General features: G+C 45.2%; 19 protein-coding genes and 1 tRNA gene. 15 read left to right on the forward strand and 5 right to left on the reverse strand.

What is annotated here, in order from left to right:
- The first annotated feature begins 84 nt into the window (after positions 1–84).
- The 13 genes from BLR73_RS09545 (at position 85) to coaW (ending at position 13,427) form a co-directional block, all read left to right on the forward strand.
- Positions 85–1,026: a glycosyltransferase family protein gene (locus tag BLR73_RS09545; protein ID WP_013065641.1), complete on the forward strand. Its 942-nt coding sequence runs from the start codon at positions 85–87 to the stop codon at positions 1,024–1,026.
- Positions 1,027–2,058, forward strand: coding sequence for a DHH family phosphoesterase (locus tag BLR73_RS09550; RefSeq protein WP_091861474.1), 1,032 nt, complete (start codon positions 1,027–1,029; stop codon positions 2,056–2,058). It abuts the gene before it with no gap.
- Positions 2,059–2,121: 63 nt separating this feature from the next.
- Entirely contained in the window at positions 2,122–2,769 is a 648-nt protein-coding gene (locus tag BLR73_RS09555; protein WP_091861477.1) for a DUF4827 domain-containing protein, read from the forward strand.
- 18 nt (positions 2,770–2,787) lie between these two features.
- Positions 2,788–4,161: a phosphoglucosamine mutase gene (gene glmM / locus BLR73_RS09560; RefSeq protein WP_091861479.1), complete on the forward strand. Its 1,374-nt coding sequence runs from the start codon at positions 2,788–2,790 to the stop codon at positions 4,159–4,161.
- Positions 4,162–4,244: 83 nt separating this feature from the next.
- Positions 4,245–5,027: a hypothetical protein gene (locus BLR73_RS09565; RefSeq protein ID WP_143010931.1), complete on the forward strand. Its 783-nt coding sequence runs from the start codon at positions 4,245–4,247 to the stop codon at positions 5,025–5,027.
- Positions 5,028–5,131: 104 nt separating this feature from the next.
- A complete protein-coding gene (locus BLR73_RS09570) occupies positions 5,132–5,404 on the forward strand; it encodes a co-chaperone GroES (RefSeq protein ID WP_013064936.1) in 273 nt (90 codons plus the stop codon).
- Between the two features lie 80 nt (positions 5,405–5,484).
- Positions 5,485–7,116, forward strand: a complete 1,632-nt coding sequence (gene groL, locus BLR73_RS09575) for a chaperonin GroEL (protein ID WP_013065434.1) — start codon at positions 5,485–5,487, stop codon at positions 7,114–7,116.
- Between the two features lie 313 nt (positions 7,117–7,429).
- A complete protein-coding gene (gene sppA, locus BLR73_RS09580; RefSeq protein ID WP_091861484.1) occupies positions 7,430–9,226 on the forward strand; it encodes a signal peptide peptidase SppA in 1,797 nt (598 codons plus the stop codon).
- Between the two features lie 15 nt (positions 9,227–9,241).
- Positions 9,242–10,426 (forward strand): tetraacyldisaccharide 4'-kinase, encoded by a 1,185-nt coding sequence (gene lpxK / locus BLR73_RS09585; protein ID WP_091861487.1) that lies wholly within the window; start codon positions 9,242–9,244, stop codon positions 10,424–10,426.
- Positions 10,311–11,183 carry a purine-nucleoside phosphorylase gene (locus tag BLR73_RS09590; RefSeq protein ID WP_091861490.1) on the forward strand — a complete coding sequence of 291 codons (873 nt, stop codon included), beginning with the start codon at positions 10,311–10,313 and terminating at the stop codon, positions 11,181–11,183. The genes lpxK and BLR73_RS09590 overlap by 116 nt, the downstream gene beginning before the upstream one ends.
- Complete coding sequence (thiL, locus tag BLR73_RS09595) at positions 11,174–12,280, forward strand: thiamine-phosphate kinase (RefSeq protein WP_091861493.1); 1,107 nt, start codon at positions 11,174–11,176, stop codon at positions 12,278–12,280. Before BLR73_RS09590 ends, thiL begins: the two co-directional genes overlap by 10 nt.
- 110 nt (positions 12,281–12,390) lie before the next feature.
- A tRNA-Phe gene (locus BLR73_RS09600) sits at positions 12,391–12,463 on the forward strand.
- A 136-nt stretch (positions 12,464–12,599) separates the two neighbouring features.
- Positions 12,600–13,427, forward strand: a complete 828-nt coding sequence (gene coaW / locus BLR73_RS09605; protein ID WP_013064480.1) for a type II pantothenate kinase — start codon at positions 12,600–12,602, stop codon at positions 13,425–13,427.
- A 4-nt stretch (positions 13,428–13,431) separates the two neighbouring features.
- On the opposite strand, the gene BLR73_RS09610 is transcribed toward coaW, so the two are convergent.
- A complete protein-coding gene (locus BLR73_RS09610; RefSeq protein WP_091861495.1) occupies positions 13,432–14,019 on the reverse strand; it encodes a GNAT family N-acetyltransferase in 588 nt (195 codons plus the stop codon).
- Positions 14,020–14,868: 849 nt separating this feature from the next.
- Here BLR73_RS09610 and BLR73_RS09620 point away from each other — a divergent pair.
- Entirely contained in the window at positions 14,869–15,378 is a 510-nt protein-coding gene (locus tag BLR73_RS09620; protein WP_091861501.1) for a hypothetical protein, read from the forward strand.
- Between the two features lie 29 nt (positions 15,379–15,407).
- Entirely contained in the window at positions 15,408–16,862 is a 1,455-nt protein-coding gene (gene rmuC / locus BLR73_RS09625) for a DNA recombination protein RmuC (RefSeq protein ID WP_233456462.1), read from the forward strand.
- Between the two features lie 810 nt (positions 16,863–17,672).
- On the opposite strand, the gene BLR73_RS09630 is transcribed toward rmuC, so the two are convergent.
- Genes BLR73_RS09630 through BLR73_RS09645 form a run of 4 tightly spaced genes read right to left on the reverse strand, consistent with a single transcriptional unit; the run spans position 17,673 to position 25,521 of the window.
- The gene (locus tag BLR73_RS09630) at positions 17,673–19,724 is read right to left on the reverse strand and encodes a hypothetical protein (RefSeq protein WP_143010932.1); all 2,052 of its coding nucleotides are present in this window, start codon (positions 19,722–19,724) and stop codon (positions 17,673–17,675) included.
- 48 nt (positions 19,725–19,772) lie between these two features.
- A complete protein-coding gene (locus BLR73_RS09635) occupies positions 19,773–21,371 on the reverse strand; it encodes a potassium channel family protein (RefSeq protein ID WP_143010933.1) in 1,599 nt (532 codons plus the stop codon).
- A 29-nt stretch (positions 21,372–21,400) separates the two neighbouring features.
- Positions 21,401–21,847, reverse strand: a complete 447-nt coding sequence (locus BLR73_RS09640; RefSeq protein ID WP_091861508.1) for an outer membrane protein assembly factor BamD — start codon at positions 21,845–21,847, stop codon at positions 21,401–21,403.
- Positions 21,848–21,861: 14 nt separating this feature from the next.
- Positions 21,862–25,521: a formylglycine-generating enzyme family protein gene (locus BLR73_RS09645; RefSeq protein ID WP_091861511.1), complete on the reverse strand. Its 3,660-nt coding sequence runs from the start codon at positions 25,519–25,521 to the stop codon at positions 21,862–21,864.
- Between the last annotated feature and the right edge of the window lie 8 nt (positions 25,522–25,529).

Here is a 25,529-nt window from a genome sequence, read left to right on the forward strand (position 1 = left end):
TTCGATTCTTTTGTGCTTAAGTCCAAAATATTTTGTACCTTTGCACGCAAAAAATTGATATAACTCAAAAAATTTTAGAAAAAAATGAAACCGACTTTGTTTTTGCTCGCAGCTGGTATGGGTAGCCGTTACGGCGGTTTGAAGCAGCTCGACGGTCTGGGCCCAAATGGCGAGACCATTATGGATTATAGTATTTACGATGCCATCCAGGCTGGCTTTGGCAAAATTGTATGGGTTATCCGTAAGGATTTCGAGGAGCAGTTCCGCACCCAGATTCTCGCTAAGTACGAGGGTAAGGTAAAGTGCGAGCTCTGTTTCCAGGCACTCGACGCACTGCCCGAGGGCTTCAGCGTTCCCGAAGGCCGTCAGAAGCCATGGGGTACCAACCATGCTGTACTCATGGGTAAGGACGTTATCAAGGAGCCTTTCTGTGTAATTAACTGCGACGATTTCTACAATCGCGATGCCTTCATGGTTATTGGTAAGTACCTGGCAAATCTGCCCGAGGGTGCTAAGAACCAGTATGCTATGGTAGGTTTCCGTGTAGGCAATACCCTCTCTGAGAATGGTACTGTAGCACGTGGTGTCTGCTCAAAGAACGAAAAGGGCCACCTGACAACTGTAGTAGAGCGTACCGAGATTGTACGTTGCGCTGAGGATGGTTCGAACGCAGGTGCCGCTAACGAGCCTGTTCGTTATAAGGACGAGGACGGCAAGTGGGTAGCTGTCGAGGATAACACTCCTGTATCAATGAATATGTGGGGCTTCACACCCGATTACTTCCAGTATTCTGAGGAGTACTTCAAGGAGTTCCTGAGCGATCCAAAGAACCTCGAGAACCTTAAGGCCGAGTTCTTTATCCCCCTCATGGTTAACAAGCTCATCAACGACGGTACTGCTACTGTCGAGGTTCTGGATACCACCAGCAAGTGGTTCGGCGTAACCTATGCAGCCGATCGCGACGCTACAGTTGCTCGTATCAAGCAGCTGGTCGACGAGGGTGTATATCCTAACAAATTGTTCTAAATGAATATAAACATTTTAGATACTAATCAGCTGGCCCTGATGGACCAGCTGATTTCTGATGCAAATACGGTACTTGTGGTTTGCCACAAGAGTCCTGATGGCGATGCTATCGGCTCGTCGTTAGGATGGGCCGAGTATATGCGCTTGCGCGGAAAGGATGTTACCGTGATTGTGCCCGATCAGTATCCCGACTTCCTGATGTGGTTGCCCAATACTGATAAGATTGTGCGTTACGATAAGCATCGCGAAAAGTGCGATATGCTGTTTAAGATTGCCGACCTGGTGTTCTGTCTCGACTTCAATACCCCAAGTCGTGTCGACGAGATGGAGCAGGCCCTGGTAAGCACTAAGGCCAAGAAGGTGCTTATCGATCACCACCTGAAGCCCGATGTACCTGCCGACCTGGTAGTGTCGCAGCCCGAGGCTTCGAGCACTTGCGAACTGGTGTTCCGCATTGTATGGCAGATGGGCGCTTTTGCCCAGCTGGATAAGGCTTTTGCCGTACCCGTGTATTGTGGAATGATGACCGATACAGGTGGCTTTACCTTTAACAGCACCCGTCCCGAGATTTTCCAGATTATCAGCGAGCTGCTCACCAAGCGCATCGATAAGGATCGTATCTATCGCAACGTGTATCATAACTATTCCGAGGATCGTATCCGCTTGATGGGTTATGTGATGTACGAGAAGCTGGTTTATATGCCCGAGTATCATGCCGCCTACTATTCGATTACTCGCGACGAGCTGAAGCGTTTCAACTATATCAAGGGCGATACCGAGGGCTTGGTAAACATGCCCCAGCAGATTAAGGGTCTTAAGCTGTCGATCTCGTTGCGCGAGGATACCGAGAAGAATATGGTTTGGGTTAGTCTGCGCTCTGTCGACGACTTCCCCTGCAACCAGATGGCCGAGGAGTTCTTTAATGGTGGCGGACACCTGAATGCATCGGGCGGAAAGGTTGAAGGAACCATCGAAGAGGCGATTGAAATTACCAAAAAGGCAATTTCTGCCTATGAAAACAAGTTAAAGTAGCCTAATATTGTTGGTGTTTACGAAAATATTCGTATTTTTGCACCATCAAATAGTAAATGCAAGATGAAGAAGATACTGTTTATCATGATAGCCATGGCCGCTGTTCTCAGCAGTTGTAACGACTATGAGACCTACGGCGATAAGAAGGAAAAGGAACGTAATGCTATTGCAAAGTTCATTTCCGACCGCTCGATTGTTGTTATTAGCGAGGATCAGTTTAACCAGCAGGGTTTCACCACCGATACGGTTAAGAACCAGTATGTAAAGCTTGATAAGAGTGGTGTGTACATGCAGATTGTGCGCCCAGGCTGTGGCACCCAGCTGCAGGATGGCGAGAGCACTCGTCTGGTAGCCCGATTCGCTGAGTATAATATCCTTGAGGATACCACAACTATCTGCAACAACAATCCACGCTTGTCGTATAGTGGCATTTCGGTGGTAACACTGCCCGACATTATATCAGTATCTCGCTCAGGCAGCTCTTTCACAGCATCGTTCGAGAGCGGACTTATGTATAAGGCCTACCAGAGCGCTTCGGTACCTTCAGGCTGGTTGGTTCCCCTCACATATGTAAAGGTGGGCCGCCCTCAGTCGCTTACCGACGAGTGTGCCAAGGTACGTCTGATTGTGCCTCATTCTCAGGGTCATGCTACAGCTTCGAGCTATGTAACACCCTATTATTATGAGCTCACATTCCAACGTGAATCTTAAGAGAAGTATTAACATATTATGACATTAATCAAATCTATTTCCGGCATCCGTGGTACAATCGGCGGACGCACAGGTGACACGCTTAATCCTTTAGACATAGTAAAGTTTACCACTGCTTATGCCCAGTTTATTGGTGGCAAGAAGATAGTAGTGGGTCGCGATGGTCGTATTTCAGGCCTGATGGTTCGTAACGTAGTAGTTGGAACCTTGATGGGTATGGGCTACGATGTAATCGATATTGGTTATGCCACTACACCAACCACCGAGTTGGCTGTACGTATGGCAGGTGCCGATGGTGGTATTATCATTACCGCCTCGCATAATCCCCGTCAGTGGAATGCCCTGAAGTTGCTCAACAGCGAGGGTGAGTTCCTTACAGCAGCCGATGGCGCCGAGGTGCTCCGTCTGGCCGAGGCCGAGGATTTTGATTATGCCGAAGTTGATCAGTTGGGTTCTTGCACCATCGACGATAGCTTCAACCAGCGTCATATCGACTCAGTGCTGGCACTTAAGTTGGTTGATCGCGAGGCCATCAGCAAGCGTAAGTTCCGTGTGTGCGTAGATACCATCAACTCTGTAGGTGGTATTATCCTGCCCGGCCTGTTTAAGGCGCTTGATGTAGATTACGAGATTCTGAATGGCGAGTGCACAGGCGACTTTGCCCACAACCCCGAGCCATTGGAGAAGAACCTGCATGGTATCATGGATAAGATGAAGAAGGGTGGTTTCGACCTGGGTATCGTAGTTGATCCCGATGTCGACCGTCTGGCCTTTATCTGCGAGGATGGCACCATGTTTGGCGAGGAGTACACACTGGTATCAGTAGCCGATTATGTGCTGAGCCACACAGTAGGTAATACCGTTTCAAACCTCAGCTCAACCCGCGCTCTGCGCGACGTTACCGAGCAGCACGGTGGCCAGTACACCGCTGCAGCCGTAGGCGAGGTTAACGTAACTACCAAGATGAAAGAGGTAGGCGCCGTGATTGGTGGCGAGGGTAATGGTGGAGTAATCTATCCCGAGAGCCACTATGGTCGTGATGCCCTCGTAGGTATCGCCCTGTTCCTGTCAAGTCTGGCTCAGAAGGGTTGCAAGGTAAGCGAGCTTCGTGCCACCTTCCCCGACTATCAGATTGCCAAGAACCGCATCGACCTTACTCCTGAGACTGATGTTGACGCCATCCTGGTAAAGGTTAAGGAGATGTTTGCTAAGGATAGCAGCGCTGTAGTTAACGATATCGACGGTGTGAAGATCGACTTCCCCGATCGTTGGGTGCACTTGCGCAAGTCTAACACCGAGCCTATCATCCGCGTGTATAGCGAGGCCCAGACCATGGAGCAGGCCGACGATCTTGGTAAGCAGCTCATGCAGGTGGTTTACGATATGCAATAATACATTATTAAATATGATTTCGAATCCTCGCCAGTCAGTGGCGGGGATTCTTCAATTAAAATTATACGTTCAACTATAAATTTATGGATCTTGTTTTATATCAAACTGTACTTTACGCAGCATGCCTGGTAAATTTTCTGTTAGCCCTTTTGCTGTTGTTTAATAACTACGAGTATCGTAAGTACGATATCTATCATCGTAGTTGTAAGATTACAGCCATCAACTATATCAACTTTGCCATAGGTTTCTTTATTCATGGCTATCTTACGTTGCGTTTTCAGAATCCGGTAGCAGCCTCGGCTCTCAGCGTGTCGTATTTTCACGTTGGTGCTGTTATGTTCAGCTGGAGCCACACCCCGTTGATGTGCCCCAATTATCTTACCCGCCGGATTGTCATTCGCGATATCTGTATCTTAGGCGTTGGCATCATTACCTATTGGCTGCCAATTGTTATCCCTGTGCTCAGGCCCTATAGCGAGTGGCCGTTTGCCATCTTCTTCCTGCATGGCGTGTATCTGTCGTATATGTTCCTGAGCAATTATTTTAAAACGCAGAACAGCATTGAGCAAACCACTGTCGAGGCTAACGCTCCCAGTTGGTGGACGCCCGAAACCAAGCGCCGTTTGCTTAGCAAGCACCACTCGTTTATCACAGGTTGCGTTCTCATCGTTATTTTTGGTTTGGGCAGCATCGCCATTACAGCAGCCTTTCCTACTCAGGTTTGGCCTTACACGCTGCTGTCGGGTGGCGGCATGCTGGTGTTCTGGTTCCTCTACTATGCCATCAGCGAGTATGGTGGCGTCATCGAGATTGCCTCTTATGCCTTGAAGATTAATAGCCTCGACGGTTCGCGCCGCCGGAAATAGGTGTTCTTTTCTGCCAATGTGTCACATTAACCCGTATTTGGCACGGTTTTGGCAGCTATCATGGCAGAAATAAAAAGTTTAAACATAAAAAATAAAGTAGTATTATGAACATCAAACCATTAGCAGACCGTGTGTTGGTATTGCCAGCACCTGCAGAAGAGAAGATTGGCGGTATTATTATTCCCGACACCGCAAAAGAGAAGCCACTCCACGGAACCATCAAGGCCGTAGGTCAGGGCACAAAGGATGAGGCTATGATTCTGAAAGAGGGCGACGAGGTGCTCTATGGTAAGTATAGTGGCACTGAGCTTGAGTTCGAGGGAACCAAGTATCTGATGATGCGCCAGAGCGACGTCTTGGCGATTATTGAAAAATAATCGTATTTGACGATTGGACAATTTCACGATTTCACAATTTAATAGTCAAATAGTAAATAGTCAAATAGTAAAATAAAACCATGGCAAAAGATATCAAATTCAATATTGAGGCCCGCGATGCTATGAAGCAGGGTGTGGACCAGTTGGCAAATGCAGTAAAGGTAACACTTGGTCCTAAGGGCCGCAACGTGGTTATCGAGAAGAAGTTCGGTGCTCCTCAGATCACTAAGGACGGTGTATCTGTAGCTAAGGAGATTGAGCTCGAGGATAAGTTCGAGAACACAGGTGCTCAGCTCGTTAAGAGCGTAGCTTCAAAGACTGGCGACGACGCTGGTGACGGTACAACTACAGCTACCATCCTGGCTCAGGCTATCGTATCAGAGGGCTTGAAGAACGTTACCGCTGGTGCTAACCCCATGGACCTGAAGCGTGGTATCGACAAGGCTGTTAAGGCTGTTACTGAGCACATTGCTAAGAGTGCCGAGCAGGTTGGCGACAACTACGATAAGATCGAGCAGGTAGCTACCGTATCTGCCAACAACGATAAGGAGATTGGTGAGCTGCTGGCCGAGGCTATGCGTAAGGTATCCAAGGATGGTGTGATCACTATCGAGGAGAGCAAGAGCCGCGACACACACATTGGTGTAGTTGAGGGTATGCAGTTCGATCGTGGTTACCTGTCAGCTTACTTCATCACCGATAGCGAGAAGATGGAGTGCGTGATGGAGAACCCATACATCCTGATTTACGATAAGAAGATTTCAAACATCAAGGATTTCCTGCCTATCCTGCAGCCAGCTGCCGAGAGCGGACGCCCCTTGCTGGTAATCGCCGAGGATGTTGATTCTGAGGCTCTTACCACACTGGTAGTAAACCGTCTGCGTGGTGGTCTGAAGATCTGTGCTGTTAAGGCTCCTGGCTTTGGCGATCGCCGTAAGGCCATGCTCGAGGATATCGCTACACTTACTGGTGGCGTAGTTATCAGCGAGGAGAAGGGCTTGAAGCTTGAGCAGGCTACACTCGAGATGCTGGGTACTTGCGATAAGGTAACCGTAAGCAAGGATAACACCACTATCGTTAACGGTGCTGGCGACAAGCAGGCCATTCAGGATCGTATCGCTCAGATTAAGAAGGAGATCGAGAATACAACCTCGTCTTACGATAAGGAGAAGCTGCAGGAGCGCCTGGCTAAACTGGCTGGTGGCGTAGCAGTACTCTACGTAGGTGCTAACTCTGAGGTTGAGATGAAGGAGAAGAAGGATCGTGTTGACGATGCTCTCTGCGCTACCCGTGCTGCCATCGAGGAAGGTGTTGTAGCTGGTGGTGGTACAACCTACATCCGCGCTCAGGAGGCTCTGAAGAACGTGAAGGGCGACAATGCCGACGAGCAGACAGGTATCAACATCATCTGCCGTGCCATCGAGGAGCCTCTGCGCCAGATTGTTACCAACGCTGGTGGCGAGGGTGCCGTAGTAGTTCAGAAGGTTCGCGAGGGTAAGGGCGACTTCGGTTACAATGCCCGTCTCGATAAGTACGAGGATCTGCGCGAGGCAGGAGTTATCGATCCTGCTAAGGTGGCCCGTGTTGCACTCGAGAATGCCGCTTCAATCGCCGGTATGTTCCTTACTACCGAGTGCATTATTTGCGACAAACCCGAGAAGGAGCCCGCTATGCCAATGGCAGGTGCCCCAGGCATGGGTGGCATGATGTAATTTTGCAAACTTTGCATAACAATTTAGGGGATGGATTCTGCAATCCGTCCCCTTTTTTAGGTATTTTAGCCAAAAAATGCGGTTTTTAATCACAAAATTTTTGTGGGTTACATAAAAACACGCTAATTTTGCAACCGCAAATAATAATTTTTTTGATTTGTTTTAGTAGATTAGTTTTTAAGTAGTTTGTTTTTCGAGAACCGGGTGTCGTGATGACAGCCGGTTTTTTGTGTTATTTTTCGTTTATTTGTTGGCTGTATGCAAAAAAGTTGCTATCTTTGCAAACTGTTACGTAACCAATAAAAGACATTTTATGAAGCAATTCCTGAAAATGACATTGGCCACTATCTGTGGTGTTGTTATCCTCAGTCTGATTACCGGACTGTTCTTCGTTATTTCTTTGGTAGGCATGGTTGCCAGCGATTCGGCTGCAACTAAGGTCAAGGAAAACTCTGTGTTTGTGCTTAAACTCAGTGGTTCTGTCAACGAGCGTTCCGAAGAGGGTACACCGTTCGACGATTTCTTAGGCTTAGGCGATACAGGCTCTATGGGTCTCGACGATCTCATTGCCAGCATCCGCAAGGCTAAGGACAACGATGATATCAAGGGTATCTATATCCAGGGTGGTTCGGCTGGCTTCGATAGTCCTGCCACAGCCCAGCAGCTGCGCGATGCACTCAAGGACTTCAAGACCAGCGGCAAGTGGATTGTGGCTTATGCCAATAACTACTCACAGGCCTCGTATTATGTAGCTACCGTTGCCGATAAGATCTACCTTAATGGTCAGGGCTCGGTCGATCTGCGCGGTCTGGGTGGTAAGAGCGAGTATTATAAGGGATTGTACGATAAGCTTGGCATCAAGTACCAGGTGGCCAAGGTTGGAAAATATAAGAGCTATGTAGAGAGCAACACCCTTACTGGCATGAGCGATTACGATCGCGAGCAGCGCCAGGCTTACCTGGGTGGTATCTGGAAGTACTGGCTCAAGGAGATGGCCGAGGGCCGTAAGGTTAAGGCCGACGAGCTCGACAAGCTGGTTAACGATAGCCTGCTGGCATTCACTCCTGCCGAGCAGCTCATCAAGAGCAAGCTGGTTGATAAGGTGCTCTTCCCCGAGGAGATAAAGGCCGAGATTAAAACCCGCCTCAAGCTGGGTAAGAACGATGAGATTAACCAGCTTACCCTGAGCGACATGCTCAACGTAAAGAGCAAGCAGAAGGAGAATGGCGGTAAGATTGCTGTTTACTATGCCTATGGTAGCATTGTAGATAGCGAGGCCATGAACATGCTCGAAGGCGGTGGTCACTGCATTGTAGGTAAGACCGTAGCCGACGACCTGCGCAAGCTGGCCGACGACGATGATGTGAAAGCCGTTGTGTTCCGTGTAAACTCAGGTGGTGGTAGCGCTGTGGCTTCCGAGTATATCCGCCATGCCGTTAAGCTCATCAAGGCCAAGAAGCCCGTTGTGGTATCTATGGGTGGTGCAGCCGCCTCGGGTGGTTACTGGATTAGCTCACCTGCCAACTATATCATTGCCGAGCCTACCACTATCACTGGTAGTATTGGTATCTTCGGTCTGATTCCTAACGTCAGCGGCCTGGTTACCGATAAGTTGGGCATTACCTTCGATGGTGTGAAGACCCACCAGTTTGCCGGTTACGAAACCGAGTTGGTAGCAGGTAAGGATACCCAGGAGATTATGCGCCAGATGCAGAACTACATCAATCGTGGTTATCAGAATTTCCTGAATGTAGTAGCCGAGGGTCGTGGTCTTAAGCCCGAGCAGGTTAACGAGATAGGTCAGGGCCGTGTATGGCTGGCCAGCGATGCTCTTGGCATCAAGCTGGTTGACAAGCTGGGTAGCTTGGACGATGCTGTTAAGAAGGCAGCCGAGCTGGCTAAGCTTCAAGAGTATCACACCGCCGCTTATCCTGCCGAGCCAGGATGGTTCGAGAAGCTCATGAACAAGGAACCTAAGGGTTCATATCTCGATGGTCAGATTCGCGAGCTGTTGGGCGATGCCTATCTGCCACTCATGCAGATTCGCAACGATCTCAAGAACAATAGTCGTATGCAGGCACGTATGCTCGACGACATTCGTGTGAAGTAAAAAGAAAATAAAGTTTTGGAAGGCGATTTCATCAAAATCAATAATAAGCTGCTGGGCCTGGCTTGGTTCTATGGTCTGGGCGTGGGTATCAGGAATCTGCTGTTCGAGATGGGCATCTTGAAGAGCCGTTCCTTCAGTACCCCCGTTATCTCTGTGGGCAATATCACTGTGGGTGGAACAGGCAAGACCCCACATGTTGAGTATCTTATCCGATTGCTGAAGGGCAAACAGAATGTGGCTGTGCTCAGTCGTGGCTACAAGCGTAAAAGCAGCGGGTTTGTGCTCTCCGATAAGGATACCCCCATGCCTATGATAGGCGACGAGCCATTCCAGATGAAACAGAAGTTCCCCGATATCACTGTGGCTGTCGATCGCAAGCGCACCCGTGGTATCAGCAAGCTCACTGCCGACGAGAGCGGGTTGGATATCGATGTGGTGCTGCTCGACGATGCTTTCCAGCACCGTTATGTCAAGCCCGGTATCAACATCCTGCTGGTAGATTACCATCGCCTGGTTATCTACGATCGCCTGCTGCCTGCCGGTCGTTTGCGCGAACCCGTCAAGGCTAAGGACAGAGCCGACATCGTGATTATCACCAAGTGCCCCAAGGACCTCAAACCCATGGAGTTCCGTGTCATCACCAAGGCTATGAATCTGTATCCCTATCAGCAGCTGTTCTTCTCAACCTTAGAGTACGATGCCCCGCGCCCCGTATTTACCAACGAGCCCAATATGGCTCCCGTGGATAGCTTAGAGGCGCTCGCAGGCAAGAATATTCTGCTCCTCACAGGCATTGCCTCGCCCGAGCAGTTGATGCACGATCTGCAGCAGTATCACTCGCAGATTACACCTCTCACCTTTGGCGATCATCACGACTTCAAACGTAAGGATATCCTGGCCATCAACGAGGCCTTTGCCCAGCTGCCCGAACCGCGACTGGTGCTTACCACCGAAAAGGATGCCACGCGCCTGATGGTGGTTGATGGACTTACCGACGACGTGAAGCGCCATCTTTATGCGTTACCGCTGCGTATTGCTATCATGCAAGGCCAGCAAAAAGAGTTTAATCAAAAAATTTTAGGATATGTATACAAAAATTCAAGAAACAGCATCCTGGCTAAAAGAAAGGATGACCACAAGTCCCAAAACAGCGATAGTACTGGGGACAGGCCTCGGACAATTAGCTTCAGAAATAACTGATACTTACGAGTTTCCTTATCAAGATATACCCAACTTCCCTGTGTCAACCGTCGAGGGTCACAAGGGTAAGCTCATTTTTGGTAAGTTAGGTGGTGTCGACATCATGGCCATGCAGGGCCGTTTCCACTTCTACGAGGGCTACTCTATGAAGGATGTCACCTTCCCCGTTCGCGTCATGTACGAGCTGGGCATCAACACCCTGTATGTGTCGAACGCAGCAGGTGGTATGAACCCCCAGTTTAAGATTGGCGACCTGATGATTATCACCGATCACATCAATCTCTTCCCCGAGCATCCGCTGCGTGGTAAGAACTTCCCCACAGGTCCCCGATTCCCAGATATGCACGAAACCTACGATCACAACCTCATTGCCGAGGCCGACAGCATCGCCAACGATCTTAATATCCCCGTGCAGCATGGTGTGTATGTAGGCGTTCAGGGCCCCACCTTCGAGACCCCTGCCGAATATAAGATGTATCGCATCTTTGGTGGCGATGCCGTAGGTATGAGTACCGTACCCGAGGTAATCGTAGCCCACCACTGTGGCATCAAAACCTTTGGTATCTCGGTCATCACCGACCTGGGTGGCTTCGACGTGCCCGTCGAGGTAAGTCACGAGGAGGTGCAGGAGGCTGCCAACATGGCACAGCCCAAGATGACTGCCATTATGCGCGAGATGATTATCCGAGCCGAGCGTATCCAGGCTCACAACCAAGACAAGTTTAATACCGATCACCCAACTGAAGGATGGAAATAGCAAAATTAGGAGAATTCGGTCTTATCGACCGTTTAACAAAGGATATCGAAATCAAGAACGCCAGCACCGTAAAAGGTGTTGGCGATGATTGCGCCGTACTCAGCTACCCCGATAAGCAGGTACTCGTTACCACCGATATGCTGATGGAGGGCGTACACTTCGACCTTACTTATATCGACCTCAAGCACCTGGGCTACAAGTCGGCCATGGTAAACATCAGCGATATCTTCGCCATGAACGGCACCCCCCGTCAGCTCACCGTTTCGCTCGCCATCAGCAAGCGTTTCAGTGTCGAGGATATCGAGGAGTTCTACAGCGGACTGCGCCTGGCCTGCGAAAAGTGGAATGTAGATGTGGTTGGTGGCGACACCACCTCATCCTATACCGGCATGGCCATCAGCATCACCTGTATTGGCGAGGCTGCCAAGGAGGAGATTGTGTACCGCAATGGCGCCAAGGATACCGACCTGGTATGCGTAAGTGGCGACCTGGGTGCAGCCTATATGGGCCTGCAGCTCCTTGAGCGCGAAAAGAACGTTTACTACGGTCAGATAAACGATCTGCAAAAGAAGATAGCTGAAGCCAAAGCCGCCGGCAACGATGCAAAACTGTCAACTCTCAACTCTCAGCTGTCAGCTCTCAAGGATTTCCAGCCCGATTTCAGTGGTAAGGAGTATCTATTGCAGCGCCAGTTGCAGACCGAGGCCCGTGGCGATATCATCCAGAAGCTGCGCGAGGCAGGCATCCGTCCTACCGCTATGATGGACATCAGCGATGGCCTCTCAAGCGAACTCATGCACATCTGTAAGCAGAGTGGGGTAGGCTGCCGTATCTACGAAAAGAATATTCCTATCGACTATCAGACAGCCGTAATGGCCGAAGAAATGAACATGAACGTTACTACTTGCGCCATGAATGGTGGCGAAGATTACGAATTATTGTTCACCGTTCCCATCGGCGATCACGAGAAGATTCAGCAGATTGATGGCATTAAGCTCATTGGTCACATTACCGACGCAAAATTCGGTCAAATACTCGTAACCCGTGATAATCAGGAGTTTGCGTTAAAAGCACAAGGCTGGAACCCTTTGGCATGAAAAAATAAAGTGTTAAAAGGTGTTTAAAAGTTTGGCGGGTTCGAAAAATAGTCGTACCTTTGCACCCGCAAAACAACGAAAGGATGTTTGCAAAACGAATTTGAAATGTTGGTGCCTTAGCTCAGTTGGTAGAGCATCGGACTGAAAATCCGTGTGTCCCCGGTTCGATTCCTGGAGGTACCACTCCTCCTTTCATTAGCCCGGTCTTGTAGTTATCTACAGCCGGGTTTTTTCGTATATATACCTAAAATGTTTAATGTTTAATCTTTAATGTTTAATGTTTAATCTTTAATGTTTAATGTTTAATCTTTAATGTAACATGGGCATAGTTATTGGTATCGATGTTGGTATTTCAACTACAAAGATTGTTGGAATCAAGAATGGCAAGGTGTCAGCTCCAATCAGTATCACCGCTGCCGATCCTATCACGTCACTTTTCGGAGCCTTTGGCAAGTATCTGCACGATAATGATATCAATCTGCAGGATGTCGATCAGGTGATGCTCACAGGCGTAGGTGCTGCTTATATCGATCAGCCCATCTACGGATTGCCCACCGCCAAGAGTCAGGAGTTCGTTGCCGATGGTCTGGGTGCCCGTTTCGAGTCAAAGCTCGATCACACCATCGTTGTGTCAATGGGTACTGGTACCTCGTTTGTGCGCTGCGATGGCAACGATATGCGCCATATAGGCGGTATTGGTGTGGGTGGTGGTACCTTGGCAGGCTTAGCCCGCATTATGCTCAACACCAGCGATATCAAGCAGGTGGCCACCATGGCCAAGCACGGTAACATTCGTAATATCGACCTTACCATTGGCGACATCAGCGCCATCCCCGTGCCAGGACTCACCATGGATACCACTGCCAGTAACTTTGCCAACGCCCAGAGCGATGCCTCAAAGGAGGATATTGCAGCAGGATTAATCCATATGGTACTGCAGTCGATAGGCTCAGCCGCCTGGCTCGCCTCTATAGGCAGCGATATACGCGATTTCGTGCTCATAGGCAACCTCTCGCTGCTTCCCCAGTGTAAAGAGGTGTTCCCCGCCTTAGAAACGCTTTACAACATCCGTTTCCACATCCCCAAGTACTCGCAGTACTGCACCGCCATCGGCGCCGCTCTCGATTACACCGCCAACCACAAATAAATAATTAGTGCATATCACAAGGAGCAGTACTGATTATCAGGTGTTTCATGGGGTGACCGCCCCATAGATTGTCGTCAAGGTACTCGAATCCCACTTTGGTATAGAGTGCCTCACCGTCGGGATTGCCTTTATCAACCAGCAGTCCCACTCTGGGCAGGTGCAACAGGTAGCCTCGTTCCCTGGTGGCCATCAGTAACTGCTGGGCTATACCCTGCCTACGATAGGCTGGTAGCACGGCCAGCGAGTCGAGATAGAGTTCGCCAGCCTGTGTCTCATCGTCCATACCAGTATGATCCTTACCGATGTACGTCTTGGCGGCCTCGATAAACGCACACCGCAACTCGTGCAGGCGGCTGCCATCGTAGCTTACCGATACGCCCACCACCTGCTTATCGTCCATCGCCACCAGCGTGTTCTTGTAACTGTACTGCGAGTCATCACGTTCTACGAGGTGGCACATCATCCGGTAAAAGTCGTCCAGACCGTAGCCCTCACCACAGAAATACTTACAACACTCGTCTGTCATTGCCATCATTATCAGTCGGGCAATATCCTTGTTCTGTTCCTTTATTGCGTTCTTAATCTCTATCATCTGAAAACAAATATAAGCAAAACAATCCAAACCTCCAAGTTAAAATGGTGTGGTGGCTTGTGTTTTGCAGTATTTAAGATAGTTTTGCAAAATTTTAAAAAAACGCCAAGATCTCGAACCTATCAACGAATACACCGAGTATCTGCTGGTTGAGATATGGATCCGCCCCACCATCACCTACGGCCTCGTGGCCTGCTTCGTAACCGAAACGGAGAAGTGAAAAATCCAAAAGTCGGGGCAAAAAATTGCCATTTTTATCCAAAAGTAGGGGCAAAAACACTATTTGTTTAATGAACTTACATATATTTCCTTGTTTTTGTTTAATGAGTTAAACAAAATAGGCTATAAGTGACGCCTCCGATAAAATATCCCTTCCTGTCTATGTGAATAAATGAATACTTGAATATATTCATACGTATGAATTGTTTTTCTGATTTCCATCCAACATACTATACTTAATCCTCAGAAACAATAATACTGTTGCGTATGAGATACAATAAACAAGTCTGGGGCGGTGTGTGGAAATATACAAAGCTGTATTTGTTTATTTTCCTTTTTACCTATTTCGCTGTTGACGTGTGGCGTCTGGCAACAGGAGATCTGTTCCCCCTAAGGAAGAAAGGCATACTGGTCGAATGGCTGGTTCAAAAATCCGACGACCAAGCATACACAGCCGTCAGGGTTACATACACATACCACGAACCTCTTCCTGTACATGTGAATAAATGAATATTTGAATACTTTCCTTGTTAGATATTTCCCTTTTCGTGTACTAATACTATAGAATGTTTCATTAAAAACGTAATAATTATGGCTTTATACAGTATTGAAAGCGAGCAGTGCCTCGGAATGTCCCATCACGGTGCAGTAACAGTAAACGGTGAGAGTGCAGTAGAACTCTCTGACGAGGAAGTGAACATCCTCGTCCAGCTTATCAAAGAGAAGGGAACCACCGAAGTCGATGAGCTTGGTATCGCTACTACTCATCCTGATCTTTACGCGAAACTCGACGATGCCTATCACAACATGGCCTACAAAGCTGAAGAGCTCCACTGGCTATGGGAGGGTTATAACAACGGTTACTTCGAATACGATACAGAGGAACTGATGAACTATTGCGAACGGGAACTTGGTTTTAGTTTTGAATCAGATGAGACTGATAGTGATCCCGATGATGTTGAAGAAGAAAAGTATGATGCCTTCTATGAGTGGCTCGACGACTACGTCAACGAACTGTCGGATGATGAGGCTGCGTCCTTCTTCTACGATCATATGAATGCTAGTCTCGATATGGACTATGTGGATTATTCTGTCGAGATTCCTGCAGGTATTATAAAAAAATCTCAGGAGGAGTGCTAGATTATTGTTTTATTTAAATTGTTAAGAATATGGAGATAATGATTATTGCAATTGTTTGTGTTGTTTTTGGCGTGTTAGTGGGAGTTTGGGCTATGCAGAACCGCCAGAAGATGCTTCAGAACCAAGTAGAGAACCTTCAGTCTCAGATGCAACATGTCAAGGATGAGGCTCAAGAGAAACTGGAAACTGTCTTGGCTGAAAAGGATAAGGCCTGTGAGAACATGATTGAGGCTAAGGACAAGGCCTGCAATAACCTGATTGATGCTCAGGAGAAGCGACATCAAGAAAGTATCGCTGCCCAGGAAACGCGTCATCAGCAGACACTTGAAGCTCAGGAAAAGAGGCACAAGGAGGCTATTGCTGCGCAGGAGAAGAGACAGCAAGAAGCACTATCAGCCCAGCAGTCACGCTTCAATGAAACTATGCAGAAAGTTACTGCACAGGTCAAATCGGCTACCGAAGATCTTCTGAAAAAGCGTCAGGAGGAGTTTGCTGCGGCGAGTAATGAGAATATTGGCCAGATTGTAAACCCACTCAAGGAGTCGCTCGACAAGATGAAACGAGCTATGGATGAGAGTACCCTTAAGCAGACAGAAATGGGTGGAGAGATGAAGTCGCAGATTTCTATCATGATGAGACAGAGTGAAGCTGCCAAGAAGAGTGCTGATGAACTTGCAAATGTCCTCAAACACCGTTCAAAGGTACAGGGTGACTGGGGTGAGACTGTTCTCGATGAGTTACTGGAGTCTCAGGGACTTACCAAAGGTGTACATTACGATGTGCAGCCCTATCTCAGAGATAAGAATGGCAACATCATTGTGTCGGACGAAGGTTCGAAGATGCGCCCAGACGTGATACTTCACTTGGACAAGCAGCGCGAAGTGATTATCGACTCTAAAGTGTCGTTGACAGCTTTTATGGACTATGCGAATGCAGAGAACGAGGAAGATAGGGATAGATTCCTGAAGGCACATGTCGATAGTATTAACAAGCATGTGAAGGAACTGTCAACTAAGGACTACTCTTCATACATCAAGGCACCTAAGGTGAAGATGGACTACGTCATCATGTTTGTGCCTCACACTGGTGCCCTTTGGACTGCACTGAATGCACAGCCCGACCTTTGGCGTAAGGCTATGGATAAGAATGTGTTCATCGCCGATGAGCAGTCGCTCTTTGCTGCGCTGCGCATCATCAATCTTACATGGACTCAGATTGCTCAGGCCCAGAACCAGGAGGAAGTATTCAGACTGGCTAATGAGATTCTCGACAGAGTAGGGCAGTTCATGAAGAAGTATCAGGCCATCGGCAGGGCTTTAGGAGCTGCCACTGATGCCTACAACGAAGGCGAGAAGAAGCTGCAGCCCGGTGGACAGAGCATCCTGCAGTCTTGTGGCAAGCTTATAAAGGTTGGCGCCAAGCAGAGTCAGAGGAATCCCTTGCCCCAACTTGCCGATGAAAGTACCGACGTTTTGTGTGCATAGTACTGTAACTACGTTCCATAATCATCACATTCAAATGGGCGGATCTGCCTGATTCGCTCATTTTTATATTTCGATTGTTAGATTTCCCATTTGTTGTGTAATTCAACATACCCTTAAATCACTTTTGCAAGATTGAGGTGGAAATGATTAACCTTGCAACAATATTATAGACTGTGCCTATTCTATTATTTTTGTCTATGTAATATGTCACAGCAGTTCGTACCTTTTATATTTGCTAGAAATTATAAACACTTTTCATGTCTTCTGGCAATTCTGCCCTTGGCTTAATACTAAGCGGATATATGAAAAGAGGAGCTTTTTCTATGGGTTTAACTTTGGGGTATGCCCGATCTAAAGCCTGGTTGCGTTCCCTCTCTACATAAGCACTTTTAGCTGCATTTTCTGACCAACACAAAATAAACAAATCGGCAGAGTTAATATAATTTGCAGCCGAAAACGGATTTGAACTATTGAACCATTATACCACCGTGTGGAAGTGTATGCTTATACCATTTACTATCGTTAACTTGATGCGTTCACTACCACCAACGGTACAAAACACATCATCTGCCTGTCATCCACCCAGGTGCCCCCGCAGATCCAAACCCTTGCCGGCGAATCCAGAATTATGGCCGATGGTCTGAATGCCCAAAACGATCATCGCCCATTCCTCATATCACCTTTGACCATGTGCCAGCCGATAAGATGTCGCTCCAGCAACTACACACCCTCTTGCAGGCCCTGCTACAGCCCTCGTTCCATTGCTTCCTCAATGAGGCCAGCATAACTATCGCCGCAGCAATGGTACCATCAAGAAGTGGTGCCTGCGCTAGGGAAAGCGCTACCTAGATCCCTCTCAACAATCTCATAAAGAAGATGAAGATGTGTATTCACGTCATTGTCTTTCTCCTGTTCATTCTTAGGTAGCTTAGAGAATGGCAAAATGTCGATATGCTTCATTTGCTTTTTCATTAATTTTTTATTTTTTGACCATTCTTGTATTTCATCGTCATTTAATAATGGTCTGAATCCTAGTAATAGCTTTTCTGTTACCCAACGGTAATGTTCAAGTCTAGTCAAACCTGACATGCAATTGGTTGCGGCATTTTTGATGTCTTCGCAAAATACTTTTTTAGAACCAGCTGATACATCAATTCCTAATGAACGAAGTTTGTAGAATAACATATTTGCGCAATAGATACTTGACCATTTATTTAATTGGTTTTTCTCCTTCTCCCATAAGTCTTCTACTGCTTTTTCGTCGTTAATATCCACCTCCTGGCGCTTACCAGTAGAATAATCTCCGTAACAAGCATTGATTAGTTTTCCATATTTGTCGGAGATTAAGTTTTCCTTGTAGCATTCGTTCATCATGCCGAATGCTTTGATGTTTTCAAAACCGTATACTTCTTTAAGTTTTTCGATAGCAATATCACTTTCGTTTTGACGTAATAGTATTTCATTTGCACTTAATCTTGTAGCTTCAGAGAGGGAAAGACAAATTGATGAGTTCTTGTCTGATTCTTCTTCGCACAAAGCAATTGTTGCAATCGTATTTTCTTGTGTCGTAACAGACTCGATATATTTAAGAATATTCGTGTTAAAAATGTTCCCTTCGATAAACTCCCATTGAATGTCCATGAAATTAATCGTGCTAAGATGCTTGTATGTAGAATGGCTGTTCTCATCTGCTATTGGATCTGTCCAGTATTCATCCTTATTCATACATTGATTATCATTGACATCCCTCCATCTGGCTAAATCAAAAAGATTCCTAAAATGACCTCTGAATTCTTTGCCCTTTGATACTGCTTCGGTATCAATGAATGTAATCGTTGAGCATGTATTGAAATCTCCTTCTTTGAAATTCGGGAAATGAAGAATGTGTGCTGCGTTAACTGCCAAAGACCAACTCATAGGGTTCATTCCGGCGATAATAAGATGGGCATGCTTATTGCTGTTTCTAGTAATGCCTTTATCGTCAAGTGACTTGTATTCATTAGGAATTGTGGCAAGGACTTTCTGTGCCCATATTTCGTTGAAATTGAACGGATGGAATATCAGTTGTTCTTTAATTACCTCGTCAACCTCTGTTTTCTGCAGTATAGAGAACATTATCTGAGAATCGAGCTGGACATGACATTCTATTTTCGTATTTATATTTTTGTCTTTGAGTATCGTAGCAATAATATTGGCGCATTCCATATTAATTGCATCATGAGCGGGGGCCGGTTCATCTTCTTCACCAAGAATGTAGATTTCTTTAACCCCGTGTTCCAATCTGAGGCGTTTTATATCGTCTTCTTTATTCCTTACACCATTCATCAAGATGATGTTGTCTTCGTGTTGATCAGAAATACTAGCATGAAGCCAGTCTCTTGTTTCCTCTATATTACGATTACATATGATTAATATATATGGGTCTTCTCCCTGATATTTATTTTCAAGGATATGTTTGATGAGCGACGGAATGCTCTTGTTGAATCCTAGAATGACAATATGATCACTTATATTGTAATTAGTTTCTCCCTTTGTGTAACTCTCAACTCGTCGTTCCAAAACATTGCTGATCACTGAAATCAACATGCCACTGAAGATAATCAGGCCTAAAACTGCACATACAATGACGAGTGTTGAAGACATAGACTCGCTTCCAGAGCCTGGGTCTATTAGTACTAGGAGGATATCTAGAAACCTACTGTTTCCGTTTCCGGCATACATCTCTCCTATATAGCTGATGGCCGTAAGAACAATATAAACTAGGCACATGATTCCTGCCAACCATGCAAGTTGACTTCCCAAACCTTTTGAAAAAGAACGATCAAAGTCTAACAAAGTGAAATGTTTGAATATTTTACTCATTATAACCTATTTTACTTTTTCTTTATTGTTTTCTTCTTCTCTAATATGCTAATTCTGGTACCATGGTGCTTTATGCCGCTTGACATAATCTTCTTGCTCGTTGCCATCAAGGTCTAAGTGTTCGAACTTATCAATGACTTCAGAATTCCACTTGTTTATCATCTCTTTCAATTTGTTAGGTGATTGAAAGAAGAATTCTTCTTTACCAAAATCATCAGCAAAACCATCGCCTTCCTTCAAAAAGCACTTCTCTGCAGACTCAGGCAATATTCGTTCTGGTTCTATCTGATTCTTAATAGCATCAGCAATATCTTTGGCTATTGCAAGATGGGAATTGTTATAAATTAAGATTTCGTATGCGATACGAAATGATAAAGCATTACAATCAACGCCACCACCCAATCTCACCATAATATTTTTATTGTTGATGCTTTTCCATCGATCTGTATTATCCAGCTCTGATACAATGTCCTGTTCTATATCACGAATAGTAACTTTCTTTTCAGTTAACTTGCTGCGGATTTCTTGGAAAATGCTTTGCAACTTGTTTTCATCACTTTTCAAAACAAGGCTTCCATATTCTCTGTTGTTATTGCTGCAGAAAATTCTATTTTCCAAATTCTTTTTCTTGTCAGTAGCAAGTCTCCATATATTGATTTGACATTCAAGTGATTTCGTAGTTCCTAAAATAAAAATGAACCAGTGACGATGATTGTTTTCTTCACTTCTTTTCTTGAATTGTCTAAGATCATCCATAAAATGAAGTGCTTGAGACTCTACGATTTCTTTTGTCTCATAATCACCAATGATACTCAAATCATCTTTATCCATAGAAAAGAATCCAAAGGGTTCATCGGGATAGGGCTCAATTTCTTTACTGACATAGTTGAAACCACCCATGGCCGCAAGGGAAAAAGCCAAGTTTCCAGACCCCATTTGACTAGCAGCTGAAGGTGCCACGATTGTGACATCTGATTCACGGTCCAGGCAGCAGCCATATTCTCTATTCAGTGGGAAATGTTGAACCACAAGACGGTCTTGAGGCTTGTCGGCAATACGTTCTGTGGAGGCCAAATTAGACAAACGCATATCTGGACAATAGTTGACAGTAGCTATAATTTCATCTGCAGTCATTCCTGTTTTCACCTGCAAATAGGCTAATGAGCGATATCTAGGCACAAACTTATAGGTTCGTTTCAGGCCATCTTCGTTCAGAAACCAAGAATTTGACTGTCCAATGCGGCGAAATCGCTTATGTAGAACAATGCTGGCCTCTTTCAGTTGTTGTTCTTTCCGATCTTCAGCAATTGCATCCATGAAACCCGAGCCGATGAGTCCGGCTGGAACAGCAAAGATAGCAACACCGATGATACCAACAAACACCGAAATGACACGCCCCCAGATAGTCAAGGGCTTATAGTCTGCAATACCTCCTGGGTCTTGTATATATTGCACGAATGGCCATGTTAAGCTGCCCCATAAATCAAATTCAGACTGCACGGAAGACTCTACAGCCCATAGCATGAACGCTAATATTATAGTAATGGCAATCAGTACCTGCACTGATACCCACATCTCATGCCTAGTGTTTGAGATAGCCTTAAAGAATAAAGAAAAGCTTTTTAATCTACAATTTTTACTTTTCATTTCTAGAAAGACTTCTTTGTATATTCTAATTATTCTTTAAGTTCTTCTTCAAGGGATTTAAAGGAGTCAGAAATATCTTCTTCAACCTCTTTGAGATCCTTCTCGCTAAGATTATCTTCTGCACCTTCTTTGAATCCTTTTGCAAAAGCACCAAATTCTCCGAGGAAGTTTGCTGCCCCCCTACCTAATGCTTTTGCACCTTCTCTGGTAATAATTGCAAATAGCTTACCTTCTTTGCGACCCAATTCTCTCAGTTCCTTTTTGCTGAAGTCGCAATCTTCCATATTCTCATGTATTTCCTCTAAATCTTCCAAAGCTTCTTCCCAGTCTTCGGCGTCAAAGTCTTTACCATGCTTTTCGATTCTTTCTGCAAGATTATCAAGCTGGCTGATAACTTTCTCTTCTCTAGATTTACATGATGAAAGCGACAATACAATAGTTGCCAAAAATGCAAATGTCAAAAATTTGATTTTCATTTTTATATAAGAAGTTAAATGTTGTTATACGATTTGAATTCAATGATAGTTTCAAAGTCCTGGATTGATTGGCCTTCTGCAATATGGCCGATTCTGAACTTATCACTAGTCGTTTCGCAGTAGAGATAGTTTTTACCGTTATATTCTCTTAATACATTGTTTATATTATCTATCTTGATTTGGCTAAGCCATTCCTCTCGGCATTCGATACCGATGGCGGCATGACCTAGTTTCTGAGATAACATAAAAATCACATTATAACCCAGTTCATGGAACAATGCTGCAGTCAAAGAAGACTTACAGTCGCAATCACCTTCTTTGTCAAATAGCACCTCATCGGGGAATCGCATATACTCAGGAATGAGGCCGATAGATGCCGATTTCTCATCGAGACAATAAGTAATATTTGGCTCTTGAACGAAGTCTAAAGCAAACTGAACCAAATCAAGTTCTGGAAGTCCAGCTTCAGCTATTTGTTCCTTCATATAGTTGGCAAGCTCTTTTATATTGCTGACGTTTTCTTGGTTTGAGCAGAGATGAGAGAAAATGGTGCTGACATTCTGTTCATATGTATTACCGTCATTTCCGTATGTGCGGAATGGATTCATATCCCGAAGTTGCTGTATTTCTTCATTTGTAAATTTCAAGGCAAATGATCCATTAAGCGTGTGGTTGAATTCTGAATCCAGATTCCAATAATAGAATTTAGAACTTGTAATGTCCACATCTTCAGCATCATCTACATCTGGTTCATATAAAGGTAATTCTATTGTTTCCTCAAAATCCTCATATGACATACCTGCAAGCAAACTGCCAATAGAGAACCCATCCATGGTGACCTCACAGAAAAGGAATTTCCTTCCATTATAGGTTATTGTGAGTTTTGACACAGGTACCTCTCCAATTAGTCTTTCTTTTCCATTAGGCATTCTTTCCCATCCTGGTGCTAGTTCAATGCCAACAGCAGCGTGTTGCTGTACACGTGAGAACATATATAGAACATTATGTCCCATTAAGTGGAATAATGTGGCTGCAAGCAGTGCTTTACTATTGCAATCTCCTGTCTTGTCATATAATGTTTCTTCTGGCCATCTTATATACTCAGGGAACATATCGATCTCCTTGCAGTCTTCATTAAAAGCAAAGACAATATTTGGCTCCTGTACAAAATCAAGCGTAAACTGAATCTTAGTTAATGGGTCAACGCTATCTATTGGAGCTGTTGTTCTGTTGATATAAGACACAATGTAACGTAAACGTGCAGTAAGTTCTGTATGCTCCTTCATTTGATGGAACATAGTTAGAATATAGTCTTTTGCGTGCTTTTCTTTTCTTTGGGCATAGAATGGATTAATATGACGAAGCTCTTTCATTTGGGCATCTGTGAAGTACATTGTGAGACTACCATGAAGGTTATTAGGATTTTGATAGTTTCTCTCCAATACCCAATTGTACGAACGCGAGATGTCACCATCAGGATTCTTGACTTCGTTCATTTCCTCGTCTTCTTCCTCTAGCCATTCTGCATTGTCATTGTTTTCGTCCATTAAGGATCTGTCAATCCTCCAACGTGTTTTATTGTTTTTGATGCCCATATTGGTCGATACACCGAACGACATTGCCCAGACTAACGGTAAAAAGTCAAAACGATAGAAAGTCAGGGTAAATGCTGCTGTAATTCCGGCGCATGTTAATATAGCCTTGTCAAATGAACCTTGTCTAAGCGACTTGTTGAATAGGTCAAGTTTTGCTTGTATTGATTGAGAATTCTCGAGCCTATCAATCTTTATCATGCGAATAATTGCCCATAGAGGATAATACAATCCGGCTACACTAGGTACAGCCCAGAAATGATAACCGATGAAACGTTCGTTAAGTATAAACTTTACAACGAGATACCATGTAATAAAGATGACGCTATAGACAAATGAGGTCAGCAGAGCCGTATCTTTCCATCCATAGGGCTTGTCTTTATAATATTCTGTGTAGTTCCTTTTATTATATAAGCCATAGAATACGGCATAAGCACATGCACGTGCCTCAGGAGACATCGTGTCTTTTTTGGAGCAATGAAGACTGTAATGTCGGCATATGGCGACAGGGTTAATCTTCTCTGTCGATTTCTTGGACGATTTCTCTTCTTCCTTCAGCTCTTTTGGTGTTGTTCCTGCAAGATTATCTTCCTTTACTTTTTTCTTAAATTCCTCAGGAATATGATAGCAGACAATACGTAGCCCGTAGCTCTTGTAATCTTTGAGGAGTTCTGGTAATTCACCTTTTCGGTTCGTCACAGTTTCATTGCCAGCCGGAGAACGGACGACACGTAACAAATTACCATCAGGGTCTTTGATAATAAGAGGGCTATCTTCGGTAGGCCCATTGGGATTCGTTTGGTCTTCAGCAGAATAGTGTCCCCATAAATCTCCACACCATTCTCTTACCAAACCGCTCATATCAAAGATCCCCAATTCATTGGGCTTCTTTGAGCCGACTTCATTTTTATAGTCGCTTTGACCGACTTCGGTAAATGTATTACTTCCACTAAATAGGTACCCATGACTTTTAATACCTCCACGAGCAGCGTACTCCCACTGAGCTTCTGTGGGGAAATCAAATTTAGTACCAACCAGATACGAAAGGCGCTCAAGGAACTCGCGGCATTCTTTCCATGAAACAGGAGCAACAGGGTAGTTGGTGTTGTCTTGACATTCAGAAGGATTACTACCCATAATAGCTTTCCATTCAGCTTGTGTTACAGGGAATTTTCCGATATAGTAATCATCAAGTGTTACATTGTGTTTAGGCGATTCGTTAAGTTCTACAGCGCCTTTGTTGTCTTCTTCTGTAGCATCATGTTTTTGGTCAGCTCCCATGATGAAGTTGCCACCTTTTACTTGAACCATATTTAATACAAGACGCTCAAGAAGAGTAGGGAATGTCTTTTTAATTCTATCCAATTCTTCTTTTTCTTGCTCTGTCCATCTTGGGGTCTCTTTTACTTCTTCAGGGGCAGTCTCATTGGGAACGTCCTCTTTTACTTCGTCCTCTTTAACAACTTCTTGTTTAACTTCTTCTTGCTCTATTTCTTCGTTCTTTATTGCGCCATCTCCACTTTCCACTTCATTGCCAATACCTGTAATCTTGGTTATTTTGGGATCATTAGCTTTAATTTCTTCTTCTGTTTGCTTGGAAGGCATATCCAGATATGCGTTTAATGTGCAACCAAGCCAAAGTGTCCGCCAAGTACGCTCACCAATAGTAGTTGGTGTGTTTGGATCTGAAGGTCTTGCTGTGTAACCTATTTTGATAGGTTTTTTGTTGGGAGATAATTTCTTATAGATATAGCCGTCTTGACCAATATAACCACAAGAACGGTATAATGGTTTGATACTATCATCATCAAAATCAGACATCAAAACATCTACATAAGCGTTATCATCTTTTCCCTCGCCAATAATAACACGGCCAATTGGAACGCGACTGCCACCTCCAGATATGTGAACTTCTGAAGCTTCCTCTGTTTGATATGTAAGGAAGGCAATTTCTTCCATGGGGCGTTTTTTCGTACGCGTTTTTATCCACGTCTTAAACTTCCTGAGTCTTATCAGCATGATGATAAGTACAATCAGAAGAGAGCCAATCAGTATATATAGAAGTAATATGTTTGATATCATTGTCGTTA

Origin of the sequence: Prevotella sp. khp1 (assembly GCF_900102205.1) — a bacterium.
In the GTDB taxonomy this organism is placed as follows: domain Bacteria; phylum Bacteroidota; class Bacteroidia; order Bacteroidales; family Bacteroidaceae; genus Prevotella; species Prevotella ruminicola.